Below are 20,450 nucleotides of genomic sequence, written 5' to 3' on the forward strand. Positions count from 1 at the left end.
GGATGGGCCGATCATAAAATTTGGTTACCCCTCTCTTTCTGGCGCCTATTCGAAGCACTTTTCGAGGGGGAGGCGCTCGGCTGGAGCTCCCTCCTTAACAGGGGCGGATTCCAGGAGCGAACTGTGGGGTTGCCGGGAGCATTCGGTTATCGGCACTTCGCCTGAAGCCGTCATAATCAAGGTGCTGCTCCCAGCGCATTGCTCTCAGGGTCTTAGCCACAACCTAGTACAGCCAACGTGTGGCGATTACACAATATGTGGTGTTTTTTGCCTATGTTGCCCCATGTATTGCACAAGATGTAGGTGTCTGGCAGTATTGGATCCAGCTTGTGTCCGCTTCGCTACAGTTGCGCGCTATTTGGCTACGAATCCATTGCCGGTTTGTGGCAGCACGGAAGAGGTTGGTTCTTGGGAAAGGGTTCCCATCGCGAGGGTTAGCATGAAGACAGGCACGGTGCTCACTAGCCATCGACTGGAGATGTTTCATGCCCAACCTGAGCCCCTTGCTGTACACCACCAAAGACCGTCCCGATGGCGACGGAACAGTCGCCGATCACCCGACATTTCTGAAGTCCCTGGATCTCACGACCGACGAGAAGCAGAAGATCGACGCGGCGCGGAAGGACATTCGCCAAGCACTACGTGATGGCCTACCCCAAGCCTTGCGGGACCAAGGTTACGAAGGTGAGACGTGTGAGCCGAAGTTTTACATCCAAGGCTCCTGGGCGTACAAGACGCTGAATCGCCCGTGCCAGACTCCGCCGCAACAGTCTGATGTTGACGACGGGGTGTACCTACCGCTGAGCATCATGAAGGAGGAGGAAAAGCCCCACCTGGCGATTGATGACTTCTTTGATGCGGTGCGCGAGGTGCTGAAGCCGTTGTGCGACGTCAACGGTTGGTCGCTGGAGCGCAAACCCAACTGCATGCGGGTCGTGATCTCGACTTACGCACATATCGACCTGCCGCTCTATGCGATCCCTGATGTGCAGTACATGCTCTTGAAGGCGGGTATGGAAGCGCGTGGCGTTCCAGTCATGGACGGTATCAATGCCACTGCCGCCACCCAGAGCTGGAAGAAGCTCCCGTCCGACAAGATCTTGCTCGCGTGCGATCGTGGCTGGATCAAGTCCGACCCTCTGGCGATGAAGGAGTGGTTCGAGTTGGAGGTGCAGGACAAGGGCGAACAGTTGCGCCGGGTGATCCGCTACATTAAGGGATTCCGTGATCAGCACTGGGATGATAAAGGGCCTAGCTCAATTCTGCTGATGGCGGCCGCCTGCCCACTCTTCGAACTCGAGAGCAAGCGCGATGACCAGGCACTGCTCAACGTAGTGAGGGGCATCCCAAAGGCCCTGCGAGATGGCGTTCTAAGCCCGATTGATTCCAAGGTTTACCTCACGGCCGCGATGTCCGAGGATGAGCTCCAAGCGGCGGCGGAGAAGTTTGAAACGTTCGAGAAGTACCTTGATGCTGCGATCAACGCGAGCTCTGAGGCAAAGGTGTCAGCTTGTCGCTGGATGCGGGAGATGTTGGGTGATCGTTTCCCGAACCGGCCGGATCTGATTGATGACAAGCCTGTGGCAGCGCTGCCAGCGGCGATGGCGGCTGTTGATCCGGAGCCCGGCGAACTGGAAATGCTGAAACGTTCGAAGTCGGGTTGATGGTCAATGGTGATCCCTCAGCTGCTGCAATCAATTAAGCCCCTGGGATTCCGTCGTAAGAAATCCCAGGACGTTTCGGGCTACCTGGCAGTGGAAGGCGCGCTGGAGACGCGCTTTGGTTTGGTGCCGTGCGACGTATTCATTGACCGCGAGCTTCGTTCGTTCCCGACGATCATTCTCCAGCAACCGTTGTCGGAGCTTCTGCTTCCTTTTGCGCCGCATGTTGGGCCGGATGGTTTTCTTTGCTATGTAGCGGAGGGGACAGTCGTGTTTGACATGTACAGACCTATCAGCCAAACGATCGCTGCCCTGAAGCGGGCGGCGGTCGTTCTCGATCAGATCATGGCCAAAGAGCGGGTGGATGATCTGGAGGAGGAATTCTTCGCGTTCTGGCGTGGTGACTACTGCTATACCGACATCGAGAGGCCTGAATCTGGCGAAGTCGCGGCGCTGAGTCTGGGTAAAGGGCAGGGGCTCGTTTTCACCGATGATCTGGCACGCGCAGAATCAAAGTTTGCTTACCGAGCAGGTCGCGTCGAGGCGCTCCTTGGAGTCACGGCAAAAATCACGACGAAGGTTCCTCCTCGTCCTTTGATTGGTGCCTGGCCGCCAAAGACTGTCGGTGAACTTCTAGACTGGCAATCGAAACTGGATCCTCCATGTCGCCGGAAGATCCTGGCCCGAATCATCAAGGCCTACCGTGCTGACAAGCAAGCCATTGTCGTAGTTATTGACGCACCTACGATCCAGTATGGGTTTCTCGTGACAGATCTTCAGAAATACAAACGCACATCCAAGGCGGATCAGGGTGCTCCTATCTTCGAAGCGCCTATTGAGTTGATGCAGATGGTCAGGATGGACGATCGATATATTGTAGGGCGCAACATTCCTGGGCAGAAAACGCTCGCAGGCAAGAAGATTGCGTTGGTTGGCTGCGGAACCATTGGCGGCTACCTTGCGGACTTGCTGGTTAAGGCGGGTGCCGGCACGGGCGGTGGTGAGTTGCAACTGATCGACAATCAGAAGCTTGCTCCTGGGAATATCGGACGTCACCGACTCGGCGCCAATCGGTTAGAACTGAACAAGGCGCAAGGGTTAGTCACAGAGTTGAAAATCGGGATGCCCTCAGCAAACGTCAGGGCCCTCCCGGAGGACGCCTTTTCGGTCAACCTTGCAGGGTTCGACCTGATCATCGATGCGACCGGTGAGCAGGGCCTCGGGAACTGGCTGGCTGGTCAACAAGCGAATGGTAGTCTGCCGAATGGCGGATGGCAGACTCCGCTCCTTCATGTCTGGATTGAAGGTTCTGGTGAGGCAGTGCGGGCGCTTCTCAAGCAGCATCGGTCTGAGGGCTGTTACCGCTGCTTATGCGATTACGAAGCCGAGCAGCGGTTCCTTTCAGTAGCCGGAGGTGTGCGTCCGATCCTCGCTGGAGGAGGCTGTGAGGGACAGTACGTGGCGTACCCTGCATCGGTGTCTGTTCAGGCAGCAGCGTTAGGCCTGGATGCTGCTTTGGCTTGGGTAGGGGCCACGTTGTGGGCTCCCTTATCCACTCGCGTCATCAGCCGGGCGCATGATCCTGCCACGGGGGATGTCACGATCCTTCCACGACCAGGGTGCCCCGCATGCGGTTCATAAACGCCTGGAAAGATCCAGCCAGCGAACGGCTTGTGTATTTCGCTCCACAGGTGATCGAAGTCTTCGAGCGGTACATCCAAGGCGAGAACGACGCAGAGGCGGGCGGCATTCTGCTTGGTCATGTTCGTGGTATCCACCTGGAGATCCTAGAGGCCACGGTACCCACGCCAAAGGATCGTCGGCTGAAGTACTTTTTCGAGCGCTTGCTCGATGGCCATCAAGGCATCGCCGAACGCCGGTGGCGAGATAGCAACGGGCTGGTCAGGTATGTCGGGGAGTGGCACACGCACCCTGAAGATCATCCGACGCCATCTGGCCTGGATATCAGCGAGTGGCAGAAGCTTGCGGCCTCTCGGAGAGATGGGAGGCCTATGTTGGCAGCGATTGTTGGGCGGCAGGACTTACGCGTGGAGTACATGCTGTCGGATGGAGCGAGGCACCGCTTGTACCCCTTCAGCGGGCAGTAGCTGTGTAACTGAACGCGATACCCATCACCTGAGTAGTCCATGTCGGAAGCGGTGATGCGGACTCGAAGGTCAGTGTACTCATGGAGTAACCAAGTGTGCGGGAAGTGCAGCCTACATCTCCACTTACTTCATGTCGCGTCCGCTACCTTCGTGCCTGAAGGTTGCAAATTAAGATCAGCTCACCTCTCGTAAGAGGTTCTTTGGCGCGCGGATGGCCTAGGTCTTCTTTGGAAGGTTGGGGAGTCAATTGCCTGGCCCTTCAGTGAGACGGGATAGATCTTCTTCAGGCCCGAATGCATGTAGATCATCAGCGGCGTGTCGGCTACCGCCGTGGGCGCGAGTAGCACTTGTGTGACCCGTTGCTGCGCCTCGTCTTTCGTCAGCAATTTCGCGGTTGTCTGGATCCTGCACAGGCCCTCACGGTACTCGAACCACCGTGGAGCATTTCCATACTGAGCATCCACTCAGGAGACTTCCAAGTGCTTTTCGCCGACGCGTGTCCGAGTGATGATAGGAAGAAATTTTGCCGTGCTTGTGGTGCGTATCTCGTCGAGGTAGGTCGATACCACGGTGGTGCCATCCGGCACCCCATTGGTACGTGAAAGAGGCGCAGGCAGGAAGCCGGAGCCCCTGATGGCGTCAATAAGGCCGTTGATCGCCCGGAAGTCGTTTTCTTCCTCATCGAGCGCGACCTCTTCTGCCTCTTTCGCATCCGCGCGGTGGCGCAGCGGCGGAGGATGCGTTCAAAGCTTAGGGGCAGGGCAGACCAATGAGGTCTGGTTCAATATATGGAAAAAAAGCAAGGTGGCGATGCAACTAAGGCAGCTTCTGAATAGGGGATGAGATTATGGTCTTTGCACTCGGGCCAACCTTCTCCGTAGGTTAGTATTCGTTGCCATTCGTCATATGGACAGCCGGCGCTACCCAAGGTACCGTTCAATCGCCGTGGCGATGCGCCATCACGACGATGTCTAGAGGGATTTAGAGTGCACGTTAAATCGATCAAGCTGATCAACTTCAAAAAATTCCGCGACGAACTTCTAGAGTTCAACGACGACGTCAATATTTTCGTCGGCGACAACAATGCCGGTAAAAGCACAATCCTGGAAGCAATGGAAATTGTGCTCAATTACAACCATCGCGGACGGCCCTTCAACGGCGAATTCTCCCCTGATCTTTTCAATCAAGACGCAGTCACTCGGTTTCTCGCCTCCGACTTGAGCTCCAAGCACCTGCCCAGTCTGATCATTGAGGCCTACATTGACGGTGTGCCTGAGTACCGAGGCTCGAACAACAGCCTCAAGGCTGACGCCCAGGGCGTCGTGGTACAAGCCTGTTTCGACCCGTCGCTGGAGGCTGTGTACGAGAGCCACCTGCTGACCAAGCCGAACATCACCAGCATTCCGATCGAGTTCTATAAGGTGGAATGGCTCGATTTCGGCTGGAACCCGATAAAGCCGATAGCCAAGAAGTTCAAGGCGCTGTACATCGACCCCACACGCATCCACCCCACCATGGGGAAGAACCAGTACATATCGAGCATCCTCAACACCGCGTTGGCGAAGGAAGAGCTCGTCAAGCTGACCCTCAATTATCGTGAAAACCTGCAGGTGTTTAACAACTCCGGGGAGGTCAAGACGGTTAACGCCAGCCTTGATTCGGATCACCTCATCACTGATAGCAAGCTCACCATTGCAGCAAGTACGTTACCAGTAGGTTCCATACAGACCGGCCTGCAGCTTGAGGTCGATGATGTGCCGTTTCACTTCATAGGCAAGGGTGAACAGAGCAATGTGCAGATCAAACTGGCCATTCAGAACAAATCCCACGACATCGATCTGGTGATGATGGAGGAGCCCGAAAACCATCTGTCTCACACCAATCTGAACAAGCTGGTGCACTACATCGAAACCCAGCGGGGCGACAAGCAGCTGTTCCTGACCACCCACAGCTCGTATGTGTTGAACAAGCTGAGTATCGACAAGATTTGCCTTGTGCAGTCAGGGTACAAAAGGCTGCACACGCTAGACCCCAAAGTGGTAAAGACCCTCAAGCGTCTCCCTGGCTACGACACCTTGCGGGTGGCACTGTCGGGCAAGGTCATCCTGGTCGAGGGGCCGTCGGATGAACTGGTGCTCAAGAAAATCTACCAGCGAAAACATAACCGACTGCCTGAGCAGGACGGGATCGATATCATCGTGGTGCGAGGTGTGGGGTTCAAGACGTTCATCGAGGTGGGCAAGGAGATCGGCACCAAGATCCATGTGCTCAGGGATAATGATGGCGACTATAACGGTAACGTTGTGCAAGGACGTCTGGAATACGCGGCGTTCCCTAACATCCAGCTGTTCTCGTCGATGAACAACGCCGAATTTTCGCTTGAGCCTGCGATGATTTATGCCAACGCAATTGACATCAAGACCCTTGACGCTTTCGCGAAGGAAGTCTTGTCGACGGAAACCTTCAATATTTACAATACAGAGGTCACTCTGGAGGATCGAAGGGAGAATCTGATCCGTTGGTTCAAAAGCGTAAAGGGCAACGGTAAAGGCGCTCGAAAGGTCGATTCGGCGGTCAAACTGTTCGATGGCGCCCTGGACTTCAAGTACCCAGTCTTCCTGGACGAGGTGCTCGATTTTGCCTAACGAACTCTGGGTTGCTGGCGCCGGGTCAGGGAAAACGCACAAGATCATTACTGACGCCATTGAGGTCATCAAGGGTGGTGGGCGGGTGCTTGTAGTCACCTACACGACCAATAATCAGGCAGAGCTGCGCGCTCGTTTTGTCGAACTGTACGGTGCCAGCTGTGAGCACTTCGTCGTCAAGGGGCTGTTCTCTTTTTACCTGGAAGATATGGTACGTCCCTATCAGAGCGAGGTATTTCCAGATCGGATCACGACCATCTCGTTCACTGAGAACAACCCTCACTTGATACCAGGTACAACCTACTACATTGATGGCAGAGCTGAAAAATCAGAAGACGGCACGATTAATCCGCTGCATTACCTGACGTCCTGCAAAACCAAGGCGTACTCCGGATTGTTGGCAAAGCTTGCGGCCCTCATTGCGAAGCTATCCAAAAATGCCCCGGCCAAGCGGTTAAAGGAAATTTATCAAAGGGTCTTTTTTGATGAAGTACAGGATTTGGTCGGTTGGGACTACGACGTGATCAAATCACTCAACAAGGTCATGGTCGACTCGATCTGTTGTGTGGGCGACTTTCGACAGACAATCTACACCACGACGTTCGGCCATAAGGCTCCGCAGACGCCTCAGCAGAAGGTCGATTACTTCGTCGGGAAAATGAAGTTCGAAAAGCATTCGATGCCGAAGAATCGCAGGTGCGTCCAGGAAATCTGCGACCTCTCCGACACGATCCACCCGGGGCTGTATGACAAAACAGTATCGGGCGTCGAGAAAGTGCCAGACGAGATATCGCACCACCATGGCACCTTCATCGTGAAGCAGTCTCAGGTGAGCGATTACCTAGCAGCCTTTCAGCCCCAAGTACTGCGCTGGTCGTCAACTACCGGCGCTGGATATCTCCCGGGCAACCTTATCTGTTACACGTTCGGTTCCTGCAAAGGCTTAGGCTTTGATCGAGTGCTCGTGATCCCGCCAGATAAACATCTGAAGTTCGTTGGCGGGAATGCCAAGGTGTTCGACAAGGATAAAACGGAGGAGTCGCGAAACAAGCTATACGTCGCGATCACCCGCGCGCGCTATAGCCTGGCCTTCCTCGTCGAGGACAAGAAGGTGAAAGGGCTCCCTTACCCCGTGTGGGATGGCGCTGGCGCGCTCGCTGCAGCAATTGAGATGTAAGGCGCGCTAATTGGATCCGCTATCGAGCCGGCGGCAGGGGGCCAGAGCAACTCGCACCACACCTACACCAGAAGTCACGGGCTACTTGAGCTCAAGCTGGCATACTTTCTCGCACGAGCTTTCCGCGCATGATGTACTGGTTCTTCACCTGGAGTCCTTCCTCGCCGGGCGCTTTGTCGACGATGATCAGGCCATGAGTGGCGAGGATCGAAAGTGCATCGCGCATCGAGTGCCACTGCACTGCAGCCCGGTCGCGCAGGTTCTCCACGTTGATGAGTGATACCCGTGAATGGTTGGGTCTGACGATGAGCAGGATCAGGTAGATCTTCAGCGCTGCCAGGGCTTTCTCGCCGCGGTGCGAAATTTTCGGGATCAGGCTCACGACCTCTACATTTGGGATTTTGTAGTAATAGCCGTCTTCCTCAGCCTCAAAGTGCGGGCACACCAACGTGTACTCGGATTTTTGCGTGCCTCCGCCTGGTGTATGGCGTATCCAGCCGCGCTGGGTTGCATCAGCAATGGCTACTCGCACCATCGGTCTGCTCAGGCCGGTTCTGTCCATCAAGACGCTGACCGAAGAGGTCACGCTGTACGACTTGCCGTTAGGGGTCATTGTCGCCAGTGCGAGCATGACACGTAGGAGTGCCTGGGAGCGTCCGGACGCTGCTCCTCCGCGCAAGTCTGAGATCTCCTTCGACCACCAGGCGGGCATCCGCGACCAGGGCCTCATTTGTCCTTCTCCTTCTTCTTGGAGTGGGCTTCCAGGACAGACAACGCTTTCCAGGCCAAAGCAAAAGCTGCAAATGCCAGTAAAGCGATAACTTTGCCAGGTTCCATACCAGCAATCTCGCGAGCTAACTCAATCATGGTACTTACCTCAACTCCTTCAACGTTGAAGCTTTGTACCAGCTACCAAACGCTCTATCTAGAAACGCCTATACTGAGGATCTATAAACATATTGATATTAATCATGAGCATATGAGCGTAATTCGCCATTTAAAGGGGGCAATGAGAGATCGGCTCAACCATCATCCGACAGGCCGAAATCAGGTATTTCAGGATAAATTCTGGATCGCCGATCAGGATTGCTGCTTCCAGATTCTATCCACCGTCGATGTCGGTATGCCCAAGGTATCCAACGTTTCTTTTCTGAGTCATGCCATTCGTCCTGCAGCGTAGCACCGCTTCAATTTTTTCTTCAGAGGTGCGCCGGCAGGCGGGCAGAGGTACCAGAGCACCCTTGTCAAACGGGCCTGGCAACTCATCGACGATTCCCATCTCTCGAAGCGCCTTGCGGCATCGACAAACGTAGGACATCAGCAGATACCTATCTACAGTCGGCTTTTGGCAAGTAGGTGCCTGCCTCAAGCGCAGCTATCACCCCAAAGTAGTTGTTCGGAGCCTTCAAAAGGTCAAAGTCGGCTTTCCACAGCATCGTCGAACCGCTTGGTAGTCTCTCAATCTTCGACATATGGGCCACTTCGAAAATTTAATTTGTTTCGATTTTAAGAAAAGGATTATCGGGAGGGGGCAATTCAAAAAATAGCTTTGGCACCTCAATCAGATACCCCTTCAAGGTGGTTTTCTTCCTCGGGCCTTGCACTTGGCATACCCAGATGTTCTGACCGTTGTCTCGCTTTTTGTGAACCTTCAGCTTCTCAAACTGCTTCTGCACCCAGCGCCATTCTTCAATTTCTAGATCGGCCCCCCGTGAGATACCAGGAAACTCCTGCGCGTAGCGTTGGAAGAGGCCAGGTGTGACCAGTAATACGCTGCCACTCACCGTGTGGATTTTGGCCTTGCTGTCATTGATGATCAGTGTGTGGCTCAGGATGCCTTCTTTGACCCAATTCAGGAAGACCTGGCCTGGGTTGTCCGAAGGCGGGCTTGATACTTCGAGGGCGCTTTCTGACGATGCGTCACTGACTTCCGACTCCTCCAACTCGAACACATCCAACAGTGTTCCGAGATAGTCGGCGTCCCCCATGAGCCCGGGATCTGGCTGCGATGGGATTTGACCTGATCCTTTACTGACAGCTTTGGGCGTCGGTGCTGATGTCTGAGCGTCAGTCGAGTGGTCATAAACTGCAACGCTCACCGTTCCGTTAAAAGCCTCGGGGCGGTCTTCGCTCCCCCAAATCAACGCCGGTTGAAGGCGCAGAAAGGTAAAGCTCTGCTGCCAGTTTCCCTGCGCGACAAGTGCAGTCCAGATGGCTTTGCCTTCCAGGGTGGACTCGACCAATCCATGCGATTGCAGTTCGTCGAACACGGCGATATTGGACGAGGGAATGCCCTCAATTGATTGCGACAGCAAATAGGCTCGCAGCTTGTCGGTGACCGTCTTGCTGACCAGCCAGAGGGCGTCTTGAGTCAACCAACCCGCGGCACCTGGTTGGTTGAGTTTCAACTCGTGTTGAACCAGATGACGCAGTCCGCTGATCAAGTGATGTTGCAGCGAGTGAATGGGTGCTTGTAACGCCTTGCTCGGGTTGCCACCGATGTTCTGCGCGGTGGAGACGCGGTCGGCCTGAATCACCAACTCACCGAGCACGCCAGCACGTTCGTACTGACCTGCCAGGACGTACAGCAGACTGGCCCACAGCGATGGAAATCCACTGAGCCAATCGAGGATCGGACGGTCGAGAATCTGGGTGTAAAGCAAACCTGCAGCGGCGCCGTGCAGGTGATAGTCGCGACCCTTGACATAGCGAAAACGGTAGGGCTGATCCAGGGGACCGTGCCAAGGATGCCAAAGACGGCCATCCTGACGCTCGACCTGCAGGTCCACGGCGATCTTGCCACTGTCATGCAGCAGCGCGCCATAGGCGATGCCAGCCGACCAGGCATCGGTCTGGGCGGCTTGGTCTTCGGGCGCGGCGCCGGTGGGAAGCAGATACGACTGACGCAGTTTCAGACTACAGGCGACCAGTTCCAGACCATGGTCGAGCATGCCGCCGAGATACGCATGGTGGTGCGTCTCGCTGGCCGGGAGTTGCTGGACTTGTTCGGCGTAGCGATGGATCGGATTTAAATAGAGTTGGGTGAATTGGGCGTGGGAGAGGGCGGTGTACTGCCAGATGCGATCGATCAGTTGGCGGCGGTGCTCTGCGGCTAACAAGCTGTGAGCCGACTCGATGGGCAGGTAACCTTCGGCAACGTTGACGGTCGGTGGCGGAGGGGGCTTCTGCCTTTTGCGGCGAAACAGGTTGAGCATCTTGACCTCCGGGAAGTGGCTGAGTCAGTGGCCTTTTAGCCGTTTCGGATAGCGCTCTTACCCTTGCTACCCCTTCCGTTAGGACACTTGCCTTTTACCTTTTTAGCCCTTTGCGGCAAAGAGGTAATCCGATTCCATTCGTAGCCATTTCCTGGAAGTTTGCTGTATGTAAGCATCTGCAAAACTCTTCTACCAAACCCCGTTAAGTTGGCTCATTGATGATGGATGGTTTCGAGGGCTCAACGTTCCACTAGGTAAGGAGTTTGGGCGAAATGTACTTAAGGACACATGACCCCCTAGTCTCAATGGCTTTAATCGAATACGAAATCCTTACCGAAGCCAGGACAGCACCACTCATGCCATCCTTCGTCCAGCGCATCTTTCTCCTCTGAGAACGTGCAATAAGACTTCGCTATTTCAAAAAGCGTACCCATTTGTCCTGCTCGTTCTTTTACGGTGGTCGAGCTTCGAATCTGTACGCTAGTAGCCAACTCCAAGATATTAGTTTGCATGGACTGACTAAGCTCAAATGGGCTTATGGTAAATGCTGTTCTTCCGCTTTCGTGCGCAACGGGTGGGAGCGCTCGGAATATGACTCGATGCAGAGCTTTATCACCCGTTACAATTATTGGCTCACCAATAGTTTTGTAACCTTTCTGCAAGAGTGTCGGAAGGGTATACCACAGCGAAAGATCCCCGGAACGGTTTCTCAGATAGGGAAGGTTGATACGATCCGATTCGTCTTTTTTGCCGGGCTGAAACGCCAGAAAAGATTCCAAGTATGAGTAGGCTGGCTTCTCGTCATTAGCGAATTTCAGTGTCTGCTGTGATTTAAGTAGGGCGATCAGTGCCATTAGCATTAGATTGCCGGTGAACCGGGGCACGTCAGCCCTTACGAGTGCTTCCAGATCGGCAAGAGCATCGGCTGGGGTGATTTTTTTTTGTACCATTACCTTCATGATGGCCACATACGGAAACAGTAGGCTCCACTGAGTTTTTAGCTGAGCCTCGTTGTTCTTCAATAGCTTGGCCTGCTCCTTGGCATAGTTTTCTCGGAAGCGGACACCTTTAGCTGCTAGTGGGGCCAAAGTGTCTTCAATCCACTTGACTGGGTTCAGATGGAGTTCGGAGTTAGACAGCCATTGCTCCATCAAGGCTGGCCATGGGTTAAAAGTCGCTTGGTTGCGAATTTCGTCCGGCAGTTCATCAATCCATGAAATTTTGCTGAACGCATTGGTGTCTAGAAACAGTTCATACGGTCCAGCTTGTTTAGGCACGTTGATAAAAGGCCAGATGAGTGCAGTACGATTTTTTGTTAGGAAACAACGCTCAGCATAAGGAGTCGCTTCGACATTGATTTTCAAGGAGAATCTCTCAATCTTTGTAGGGGGCGGGGAGTTAATTAAGGCGACTGTTCGCCCTCCCTTTATATCGGCCTGCTCTAGTGTTTCTTGAGGGAGAGTCGTCCGGCTAGCGAATCATGGTATGCGCGAAGTTCAAGTGCTGGATTGGTTCTGAATGAAATGGGTACACTGCGGCGCAAATATTCTTGGGTCTTGCCATGAACCTCACTGACGCCACGCTCGTGCTGCTGCTCGCGGCACGTATCCATGGGACAGACGAAGCCGTCAGGGCCTCGGCGAAGAGCGTGGTGAAGAAGTTACCGCGCAGTAAACGCGATCTGATCTACAAGGTGATCGACAGCCGAAGTCCGCTCGAGTTGGTGGATTTTCTAGCGCAGAATCTGGATTCGTAACGGCATGCTGCGGGTGTGCGCGCATCTCTTGTAGATTGCGTCAGAGTCCCGCGGCATGCGGATTTTTCTAGGCACAGAAAAAAGGCTCAACTCGCGTTGGGCCCTGTGAAGCGTTTGCAGCGGTGAGGTAACGATCAAGCTCCATCGTTCATGCACAGCGAGTCATCCAAGACCGCTTGCTTCAGTTGCTGCTCCAGGTTGAGTACATACTCCGAGGCGCTTCGGGCCTGGCCACTGGCGCGGAAGATCGCGCGTTTGTCAGCCTTGAGCAGGCCGAGCCAGGAGTCAATGTAGCCCTCGTGCCTAAGTTCTCCCTGTATACCGGTGTAGGCACATAAAAACGCAGCGCCCATTTCGGCGATCAACTCCTCAAACGCGTAGCCTGGCGACCCGAACGGACAGGCTGACGTCACCCCCTCGCGCTGCAACCGAGAGTGATGCCCGGTCCAGTGCGTCAGCTCGTGAAGTGCGGTGGCGTAGTACCCACCTTCATCGTGGAATTGCGCTTTTGTCGGCAGTTGGATGAGATCCCTGATCGGGTGGTAACAGGCTTCGTCGGCAGATCGATGAACGATGTTTGCGCCAGTACTTAAGAGCAGATTTTCTGCAGCACTGTTGGCTAGGACGGGGGCGGTCGGGCCCGCTTCGAGCAAGGTTTCGTTGAGCGTTTCGAGCCCTTCCGTTTGCTCGATGTTGAACAAAAAATGCGTCCTGAGAATGCCAAAATGAGCGACCTTGGGTTGGCCGTTTTCATCGAGTACGGGTTGGCCTGACTCGGTCTGTTCCTCTCGCTCCATTGGCTTGTAGAGCACCGCCAGGGTGCTGTGCTCACCTTTACGGATGTGTCCACCGGCCTTTTTGGCTTGGTTGAAGGTCAGCCAACGATCTCGAGTGAACCCTTGCAACCTGGCCTCGGCCCAGAGCAGCGGTAAATTGATCCCCGAATAGGGACGACGCGTGATGGCGTTAATGGGGAAGGTGTGATGATGACCGACGTCAGCTGAGCCACTTGAGGACCAGGGTTTGATCCAGGGGGGAACGCCTTGGTCCAAAGCTTTAACGATCTTGTCTGTCACGTCTTGGTAGATATCGCGCATGGCATTTTCCTCGAGAGAAAAACGGAGGAACGCCGTGCCCGTCGGGGAGGGTTCCCCGGTTGGGTGATGTACCGGATTGATGCAGGTCTTGCATGCCGTCCGAATGTGGAGGTGGGCGCCGCCCATTGCGATTAGCGCTGGTGTTCTCCTGCAAGGGCTATCAGCAAGGCGCCAGGCTGACCCGGTTCTTGGAGTAGGCTCAGACTCAATTGCAGCAACGGATCGTGGTCTAAGTGATCGGTTGGTTCAATGTGGATTACCTCGAACAGCACGCAGGGCTTGTGTGGATAGGCCAGGTGGGCTTCGATGGCTGCGCGCAATACGCGGCTCAACCGATCGACCTGCAGCTTCTCAGCGTGATCGGATTGCTCGAGCAGTGCTGCGCGTTGCCACGCGCAAGGGGTGAACACGATGGGCAACCGAAGGGTGTTCAGTGTTTGCGGTGTCAGTGAGTCGGGCATGGTATGTCTCCGTTGAAAACGCGAAGAAACCTGTCCCGTGGAGGGAAAGATTTTCCCCGCGGTGGGTTGAAGAAAAACAAGAAGGTTTGTCTGGCGAGCAAAGCTCGAAAGGCGCTCAGGAGAGCAGTAGGCGTTCATCACCGTAGCAACGGTCACCGTGCGAGCTACCGAACGCTAATCGCACTTGGGGAGAACCATCACCGAAGTGACGTAGTCTTGAAGGCTCTGGCTACCTGGGCAGGGTGCTGTCGATAACAGCGATCCGTACCTTGTATTTAACCGGACGATTTGTATGGGTCAATGACTGTAAAGACGCTGTTTCACGGAGCTTGTCCTCTGTCTTCCAATGAAGATTTTTCGGCTGGGGCAAACTGATAAACGGTCAGGGACGGGCCGATTTCAGTAGTACGCTATTACTCTTGTCTCAACCATGAAAACGCTCAGAAGAGGGCGAGAGCATGCCGACTCAGCAGCCTGTTCAGAATTCACGTGGCCACCGCTGGGCGTACGCATGTGGCATGTCGGTAAAGCGTGGTTATCGCAAATTGAAAGCGTTTGAGTCCCGCGTGGTTGAGCGTGCGGAGACGGCAGGAATGCCCGCAGGTAAATTACTTGTTCGCGGGAGTTTTCTAGTTATCAAGTTGGCAATAGCCGCCGGACTCCTTCTAGTTAGCTTATGGTTCACAGTGTCGGTGATGATCCTTATTGTCTTGTGTTGGGCCATCGCCAATGGAACGCCTATCAAACCTAAGGATGCTCTCCGGTACAAGGCATATGGCGACCCATATAGTGAGTATGAGTATGGCCGCGCACCCGGTCAGCCTGATTTAAAAGACCTGTAGTCGAGTTCTTCACCCCTTCCTTAAGGCCTTTCCAGCAGACATCAGAGCTCCAGCGCCTCTTGCACCAGCGTCCTGCGCTTGAGCTGCTCCTTTGCTAAGCATGCCGTCGGCAATTGAGCCAACGCTATATCCTGCCCAGCTCATTGCAGCCAAAAACAACATCGGAAGCACGACGAACATTGCCCCCATCACGTACTCGATCACCTGCGCGGTGACCGTCCCATCCATAAGTCCGGATGTGGGCAGCGACAACAGCACCTGATTGGACACCGAAACCTGGTTGTACAAGGTATCGAGCATGCTGGAGTCGACCCAGCGGGCCAGTTCCCACCAGAAGCTCAGCATATGCAGTGTGAACAGTGCGAACGTCACCGTCATGACGGTCTTCAGCTGGTAGGTACTGACCAATAGAATCAGCGGCAAGCTGATGATGACGCCCATGATCAGGAAGGCCTGCACCATTGGCAGAGCGGCGCGTAGCGCATTCATCGCCGGGAAGTTACTGAAGGAACCGAGGGCCAAGCCGGTGTTGGTGGCCAGGTTATTGAGCCCCTGATTGATAGAGCCGCCACGAGCGCTAGAGCCATAGTCCTGGTACACCTGTCCAGGTGACATGGACATCGTTTGCTGGCGCGGGCTGATCAGTTCGCGCAGGGTGGCATCTTCGATCTCGTTGCTCGAACGGCCAGTCAACCAACCTTTCAGCTGAGTCAGTAGCGAGGGATCAACCTGCTGGATCAACCGCTCGCGCAAGCCAACACCGCTGTCGCTCCACCACTGCTTGCAAGTGGGGTAGCCCGCGCCATTCTCCAGCCGCGGCAAGGAAACATCGCGGCTTTCGTCATACGGCCAACTGATTCGCGGTGTGCGTGAACGATCCGTGTCGTAGTAGCCGGGCGTGTCGAGAAGATAGCTTGAGCCGATCCAGGACGCGTCGTGACTTTGTGCCTTGTCCAACTGCGGACGGTTGGTGAATAGCCGAGAACGGGAATAGCCATAACAGTCGCGGGTGAAGTCGGCGACTTCCTGCAGCAGTACCTGGCTGTTGATACGCGAGCTGTCGATCTCCATGCGCATCTGCCGAATATCCGGTGCGCAGGGAATGGCAGCGGTGGCTGCGGCGGTTACCCCTTTACTCAAGGCATGCACCAGAAACCACCAGATCGGTACGTTGGCGGAGCGTTCGCCGATGGTATTGAAGGTCGTCCCCCAGGCGGTTTCCGCTGGCTTGGCCACACTTACGCCGCAGCGCTGACTCGCTGCATCATCGAACGCCATTGAGGCGAGGCTCAACGGAAAGACCGGCGCGCAGCCGAACAATACGACGATGTAGGCCAGCCACAACCGGTTCTCGATCCGCGGTACCGAGAGCAGGCCCTTGTTGCCTTCATCCGCGCCTTGCTGACGGGCCGACAACCATTCCTGCAAGATGATTGCACCAAAGGGCGCGGCGAATAGCCCGGTGTCGGACAGGACACTCCAGAGGCCGTTATTGATGATCCAGGCCAGCAGAGAGAGGTAAAACTCGAGGTAGCTGTTGGTGCTCATGAGCATGGTGGTGGCCTCACAGTCGGGTGAGTTCGACGCAAGTAACGAGCACGAGCCCTAATGCTCCGATGCGCTTCACGCGCAATCGATCCAGGGGTCGATGTCGGTAGCGCTGAAACAGATCCCACCAGAGCGCAAAGAGGGCGCCGTAGAGCAGGGCACGCCACCCCCGCAGGTAGGGTCGTACGGATTCGAATGCCTGCTGCCAGACCTCGAAACTACCCAGCGCAGTGCGGCCGATCCAGGCGACCAGTGCAGCGGTCAGGATCATCACTGCGGCAATCCCAAGAGTTGAAAGCAAAGTGAATAGCGGTGAGCGTTTCATGGCTCACTTGCGCCTGCCGTCAGCATCATTGAGTCGACCGGGCTCGGGGTCGCCTTGCTCGACTGTACGCGAAGCATCGGCACCACCCGCATGCCGATCGAGCACAAGGCTGGCGGTGTTTGTGGCCAGCATCTGCCGGACCTGCAACTCGGTTTGTAGTAGGCGTATTTCGCGCTCTAGAGCGTCGATGTTTTTCGTCAAGGCGGTCTGGGCCGGCTCGGCGGAAGCGATGTTCGGCTCGTGACTGCCTGCCAGCAGCGTGCGCATTAGTAGCAGTGCCTTGTCGAGCACGCCGGACAAGGCCGTCTCACTGGCCAAGCGCCGTGCCAACAGATCTTGGTCGGGATCGTCGCGCAGGGCTTCAACCACACCACGGGTCACCGGCAGCATCGGGCTGGAGGCTTTACTCAGGTTGCCAGGGGTAGGCGGCAGTGATCCCGACAGCAACCCTTGCAGGGCCTTGAGGCGTTCGCTATAGGCCTCCTGGATCAGCGGCGTTAACCCACTGCCAGCGGTAGCACGCAGGGTTTCGCAGGTGTCGCAGGTCGCGACTTCGCTCTCGCCCAACACCCGAACGGCCCACTCGGACTCCTCCTGGGGCGAAGCCCATGTCTGACAAATAGCCCCTCCCAGGCAATCACTGCTACTGATCGAGGCACTGTCATCCACCGTACGGTTATGCAGCAAGTTGTAGCCTGCTCGCACTACGTCGGAGGTCACACGGATGGGGGTCTGCCCGCTACCTCCAGCCTTCTGACCGCCGACCCAGGACACCCCGTTGTTGCCGTTATGGGCCTCGGTGTTTTTCACCGCGGCCACCGCATCACCGCCAGTTTGCTCCAGATTGCCCTGCATCTCCTGGTTCTTGGCCAGCGCGCCCCAGCCAGCTTGACCGACCTTATCCGCCATCTTTTCGGCCATGGCCTGGCAGGTCAGCTTGGAACGGTCGAAGTCGATCCGACCTTGCATCACCCCATTACTGAGCAACTCATAGAGACCGGGGTTGGCGCGCTGGATGATCAGCGCCGGCAGCGACATTACGGCTTGGGTCGCGTTCTGCACGATGCTGCCCATGATCTGCTGGAAACCTTCGGTGACGCCGTTCAGCTGGTTTTGCAGGGTGTTGGTGAGACTCATGTTTCCGCACATCATGTTCGCCCGCCAGGAGCCGCCGACACCGAGACCGCTGGGTCGGTAGAGCGAGCTCGGTGAGCCGACTGCCGAGCCGCCACCGATGGTGTACATCACCCGGTCGTCGAGCACTTCGCCTTGAGTGCCCAGGCGGTATTCGCCTTCGGCGGCGCGGGCATGAGTGGCCATGGCGAGCAGTCCGTAGAAAACCAGACTCATCGTGCCCAACCAGGGTCGCGCGCGAAGCCGGCTCATGAAGCACCGCCTTCGAAGTCGATGCTGAACAGGAAGGTCTGTCCCTCACGTTTGCAGCAGCTATAAGGACGCCACAGCGACCAGGCGTAGCCGCCATCCGCGCTTTGTTCCGGATCGCTGGGGAAGATGGCGCACGTAGGCTGCACCTGGGGGTAGAGCAATTGCCATTTGTGGGTCGACGCGTCGTTTTCAATGATCGGGCCAGGCGGCCAGTAACCGTCGCGTTTGGCGGGCGTCAGTGGTACGTACACATGCGGCTGCCAATTGCGGGTAATCACATCGCCGGCCCGTTGCGCCATGACTGCGGCCGCCTTGAAGTCGTCGGGCTGTACCAGAAATCCCTGCCGAGGATAAACGTTTCCCCACATGTTTCCCGAGGCCTGACTACCGATTTCACGGAGCCCCGGCATGAGCGACTCGGGGTAAAGACTTTCCGGAATGCCATGGCGCCAGGCCAGTGAGTCCAGGGTACTTAGGTAGTAGGGCATGAACGCAATAGCGCCGCTGGCGCAGGCATAGCCGGATTGCGAAGCCAGTTGTGTTGCGGCCCAGCCACCGGGGTGACCGATGCCATCGACGTTCTTGAAGCGGGGTAGGTTGTCGCGCTGGGTGTTCGGCGTGATCAGGTTACCGCCGCCTTCCGCACCACTGATGGGAGCGGAGAGGGTGGCCATCTCGGTCCAGGGGTTATTGCCCGTGGTGGCGTAGCTCGAGACCACCAACTCAGGAATGAAATGACGAACCTTGGTCGAGGTTTTGACTGTGCAGCCGAAGGGCGTGCAGAGGAGCCAAAAACAAATGCCGACGACCCTGTAGTCGAGACAGTTTGGAGATAGCACGGAGGCGGTGATGCTGCCGGTGTCCAGCGCCACGCTTGGGCCGCACGCCAGCAGGACGCTCAGCGCCAAGGGCCGTAGCTTTGTGGGCGGGACTGACGAGTAGGCAACAGGCATGATCCAGGCTCTTGGTGTATGGCCTGGGCAGGTTCGGTTAGGGACTGAAGACTGTCAGTGGAAAAAATGAAGGTGGATGTATCGGATTTGCGAGACGTGAGACTATTATTTGACGTGAAGGGAGCTGCGCAGGATGTCCGGCTCTGTAAGTAGTTGATCTGCGGTAATTTCGAAAATATTGGCGAGCTTGCACAGGACTAACAGCGACGGATTGCCCGTGCATCGTTCGATTTGACTGACGTAGGTGCGATCCACCTCGGCCATGAGCGCCAGCTGCTCTTGGGTGAGGTTTTTCACGCGTCGCATCAAGCGGATGTTTTCCGCCAGCTGCAGACGAAGCTGTTCGTAGTCTTGAGTCATGCGCGCAAATTGCGCCTTGAGGGACTCTCAATCCACGGGATATAGTCTACATTGGCATTGATCTAGGCCGTTTGATGCTCATGCCTGTTATCGAGCGTTCATTTGGCGTCGTTAAGCTTTTCAAAGTTGTCCCCAACGTCTACCAATAAATCAGACATCTAGGGTGTATATGGACGAAAACTACATTTCAATTCCGGCGGCGGATGGTTGCCCAAGTCTTCTGACGCCTTGGGGCAGCGAGTTTGCCCCGATGATCGAACGTGGCGTGCAATGCGCTCAGGCTTGGCTTGATACTCCCGGCGAGATTCCGCTGTGGTGGGAGCTGGCGCAAACCCGCAAGACCTTTCCTGTCGGTGACTGCCAGGATGCCTTTGAAGCCGGATTCTTGTTGAGGATTCAGCAGCGGCTAAGCAGTGTGTCACCCAGCCCAAATCAAAGCTGAGAAAAACGACGTTTAAGACGCGTTCATACTCATGGCTTGAACGGCTCCTGGCGTTCAGCAAGCGTTTCGGCTGCTGAAGCCCAATACCAGTGCTCTCGCAGAGTTGGTACTGGGTAATTGCCACCAGCGTCTAGTTAACCGCGTCTTTCAGCGACTTACCGGCTTTGAAACTAGGCGTCTTCGCGGCTGCGATCTTGATGGTGGCCCCCGTTTGAGGGTTACGGCCGTCGCGCGCTGCACGCGCTTTCACCGCAAAGGTACCGAAACCAACCAAGGTGACGTTCTCACCGCTTTGCAACGCAGTGGATATGATGGTTGTGAGGGCTTCCAGCGCGCGTCCGGCAGTGGACTTCGGGAGATCGGCGGAGCTCGCTATGGCCTCGACGAGATCGTTTTTATTCATTTATGACTCCTTCTGCTGGCTGAATGGTGACGAGTAATCTACTCAGATAGTTCGGGCATATCCAGCACAGG

At 55.8% G+C, this 20,450-nt stretch carries 20 protein-coding genes; 8 read left to right on the forward strand and 12 right to left on the reverse strand.

The window, feature by feature from the left end; all coding sequences use genetic code 11:
• The first annotated feature begins 485 nt into the window (after positions 1 to 485).
• From PSJE_RS07735 to PSJE_RS07760, 5 genes are all read left to right on the forward strand, one after another.
• Positions 486 to 1,664 carry a CBASS cGAMP synthase gene (locus tag PSJE_RS07735; protein WP_090454269.1) on the forward strand — a complete coding sequence of 393 codons (1,179 nt, stop codon included), beginning with the start codon at positions 486 to 488 and terminating at the stop codon, positions 1,662 to 1,664.
• Between the two features lie 6 nt (positions 1,665 to 1,670).
• Positions 1,671 to 3,302 (forward strand): ThiF family adenylyltransferase, encoded by a 1,632-nt coding sequence (locus PSJE_RS07740; protein WP_090454271.1) that lies wholly within the window; start codon positions 1,671 to 1,673, stop codon positions 3,300 to 3,302.
• The gene (locus PSJE_RS07745) at positions 3,290 to 3,769 is read left to right on the forward strand and encodes a Mov34/MPN/PAD-1 family protein (RefSeq protein ID WP_090454273.1); all 480 of its coding nucleotides are present in this window, start codon (positions 3,290 to 3,292) and stop codon (positions 3,767 to 3,769) included. The genes PSJE_RS07740 and PSJE_RS07745 overlap by 13 nt, the downstream gene beginning before the upstream one ends.
• Positions 3,770 to 4,755: 986 nt before the next feature.
• Positions 4,756 to 6,414: an ATP-dependent nuclease gene (locus PSJE_RS07755; RefSeq protein WP_090454277.1), complete on the forward strand. Its 1,659-nt coding sequence runs from the start codon at positions 4,756 to 4,758 to the stop codon at positions 6,412 to 6,414.
• Positions 6,407 to 7,591 (forward strand): UvrD-helicase domain-containing protein, encoded by a 1,185-nt coding sequence (locus PSJE_RS07760; protein WP_090454279.1) that lies wholly within the window; start codon positions 6,407 to 6,409, stop codon positions 7,589 to 7,591. Before PSJE_RS07755 ends, PSJE_RS07760 begins: the two co-directional genes overlap by 8 nt.
• 91 nt (positions 7,592 to 7,682) lie before the next feature.
• Here PSJE_RS07760 and PSJE_RS07765 read toward each other — a convergent pair whose 3' ends face one another.
• The 4 genes from PSJE_RS07765 to PSJE_RS07775 all read right to left on the reverse strand — a co-directional run bounded on the left by PSJE_RS07765 (position 7,683) and on the right by PSJE_RS07775 (position 12,170).
• Positions 7,683 to 8,321 (reverse strand): hypothetical protein, encoded by a 639-nt coding sequence (locus PSJE_RS07765; RefSeq protein ID WP_090454281.1) that lies wholly within the window; start codon positions 8,319 to 8,321, stop codon positions 7,683 to 7,685.
• Complete coding sequence (locus PSJE_RS31265; protein WP_159439177.1) at positions 8,318 to 8,458, reverse strand: hypothetical protein; 141 nt, start codon at positions 8,456 to 8,458, stop codon at positions 8,318 to 8,320. Before PSJE_RS31265 ends, PSJE_RS07765 begins: the two co-directional genes overlap by 4 nt.
• Positions 8,459 to 9,081: 623 nt before the next feature.
• Positions 9,082 to 10,806 (reverse strand): MobH family relaxase, encoded by a 1,725-nt coding sequence (gene mobH, locus PSJE_RS07770; protein WP_090454283.1) that lies wholly within the window; start codon positions 10,804 to 10,806, stop codon positions 9,082 to 9,084.
• A 311-nt stretch (positions 10,807 to 11,117) separates the two neighbouring features.
• Positions 11,118 to 12,170: a hypothetical protein gene (locus PSJE_RS07775; protein ID WP_208601451.1), complete on the reverse strand. Its 1,053-nt coding sequence runs from the start codon at positions 12,168 to 12,170 to the stop codon at positions 11,118 to 11,120.
• Between the two features lie 197 nt (positions 12,171 to 12,367).
• Here PSJE_RS07775 and PSJE_RS07780 point away from each other — a divergent pair, with 197 nt between their 5' ends.
• A complete protein-coding gene (locus PSJE_RS07780) occupies positions 12,368 to 12,562 on the forward strand; it encodes a DUF7740 domain-containing protein (RefSeq protein WP_090454285.1) in 195 nt (64 codons plus the stop codon).
• A gap of 134 nt (positions 12,563 to 12,696) precedes the next feature.
• Here the strand turns inward: PSJE_RS07780 and PSJE_RS07785 are convergent, their stop codons facing one another.
• Positions 12,697 to 13,659: an ArdC family protein gene (locus PSJE_RS07785; protein ID WP_090457803.1), complete on the reverse strand. Its 963-nt coding sequence runs from the start codon at positions 13,657 to 13,659 to the stop codon at positions 12,697 to 12,699.
• A 131-nt stretch (positions 13,660 to 13,790) separates the two neighbouring features.
• Positions 13,791 to 14,120 carry a hypothetical protein gene (locus PSJE_RS07790; RefSeq protein WP_090454286.1) on the reverse strand — a complete coding sequence of 110 codons (330 nt, stop codon included), beginning with the start codon at positions 14,118 to 14,120 and terminating at the stop codon, positions 13,791 to 13,793.
• A gap of 458 nt (positions 14,121 to 14,578) precedes the next feature.
• Between PSJE_RS07790 and PSJE_RS07795 the strand changes: the two genes are divergently transcribed.
• Positions 14,579 to 14,962, forward strand: a complete 384-nt coding sequence (locus PSJE_RS07795) for a DUF3742 family protein (protein ID WP_090454288.1) — start codon at positions 14,579 to 14,581, stop codon at positions 14,960 to 14,962.
• A gap of 9 nt (positions 14,963 to 14,971) precedes the next feature.
• Here PSJE_RS07795 and PSJE_RS07800 read toward each other — a convergent pair whose 3' ends face one another.
• The 5 genes from PSJE_RS07800 to PSJE_RS07820 form a co-directional block, all read right to left on the reverse strand.
• A complete protein-coding gene (locus tag PSJE_RS07800) occupies positions 14,972 to 16,516 on the reverse strand; it encodes a conjugal transfer protein TraG N-terminal domain-containing protein (RefSeq protein ID WP_090454290.1) in 1,545 nt (514 codons plus the stop codon).
• Positions 16,517 to 16,526: 10 nt separating this feature from the next.
• Positions 16,527 to 16,835, reverse strand: coding sequence for a hypothetical protein (locus tag PSJE_RS07805; protein WP_090454292.1), 309 nt, complete (start codon positions 16,833 to 16,835; stop codon positions 16,527 to 16,529).
• Between the two features lie 3 nt (positions 16,836 to 16,838).
• A complete protein-coding gene (locus tag PSJE_RS07810) occupies positions 16,839 to 18,221 on the reverse strand; it encodes an integrating conjugative element protein (RefSeq protein ID WP_090454294.1) in 1,383 nt (460 codons plus the stop codon).
• Positions 18,218 to 19,174: a TIGR03756 family integrating conjugative element protein gene (locus tag PSJE_RS07815; protein WP_090454296.1), complete on the reverse strand. Its 957-nt coding sequence runs from the start codon at positions 19,172 to 19,174 to the stop codon at positions 18,218 to 18,220. Before PSJE_RS07815 ends, PSJE_RS07810 begins: the two co-directional genes overlap by 4 nt.
• 105 nt (positions 19,175 to 19,279) lie before the next feature.
• Positions 19,280 to 19,534 carry a helix-turn-helix domain-containing protein gene (locus tag PSJE_RS07820; RefSeq protein ID WP_090454298.1) on the reverse strand — a complete coding sequence of 85 codons (255 nt, stop codon included), beginning with the start codon at positions 19,532 to 19,534 and terminating at the stop codon, positions 19,280 to 19,282.
• 169 nt (positions 19,535 to 19,703) lie between these two features.
• Here PSJE_RS07820 and PSJE_RS07825 point away from each other — a divergent pair, with 169 nt between their 5' ends.
• Positions 19,704 to 19,976 (forward strand): LasR-specific antiactivator QslA, encoded by a 273-nt coding sequence (locus PSJE_RS07825; protein WP_090454300.1) that lies wholly within the window; start codon positions 19,704 to 19,706, stop codon positions 19,974 to 19,976.
• A 130-nt stretch (positions 19,977 to 20,106) separates the two neighbouring features.
• Here PSJE_RS07825 and PSJE_RS07830 read toward each other — a convergent pair whose 3' ends face one another.
• Entirely contained in the window at positions 20,107 to 20,379 is a 273-nt protein-coding gene (locus PSJE_RS07830) for an HU family DNA-binding protein (RefSeq protein WP_090454301.1), read from the reverse strand.
• Between the last annotated feature and the right edge of the window lie 71 nt (positions 20,380 to 20,450).

It is taken from the genome of Pseudomonas jessenii, from assembly GCF_002236115.1.
GTDB classification, from domain to species: domain Bacteria; phylum Pseudomonadota; class Gammaproteobacteria; order Pseudomonadales; family Pseudomonadaceae; genus Aquipseudomonas; species Aquipseudomonas jessenii.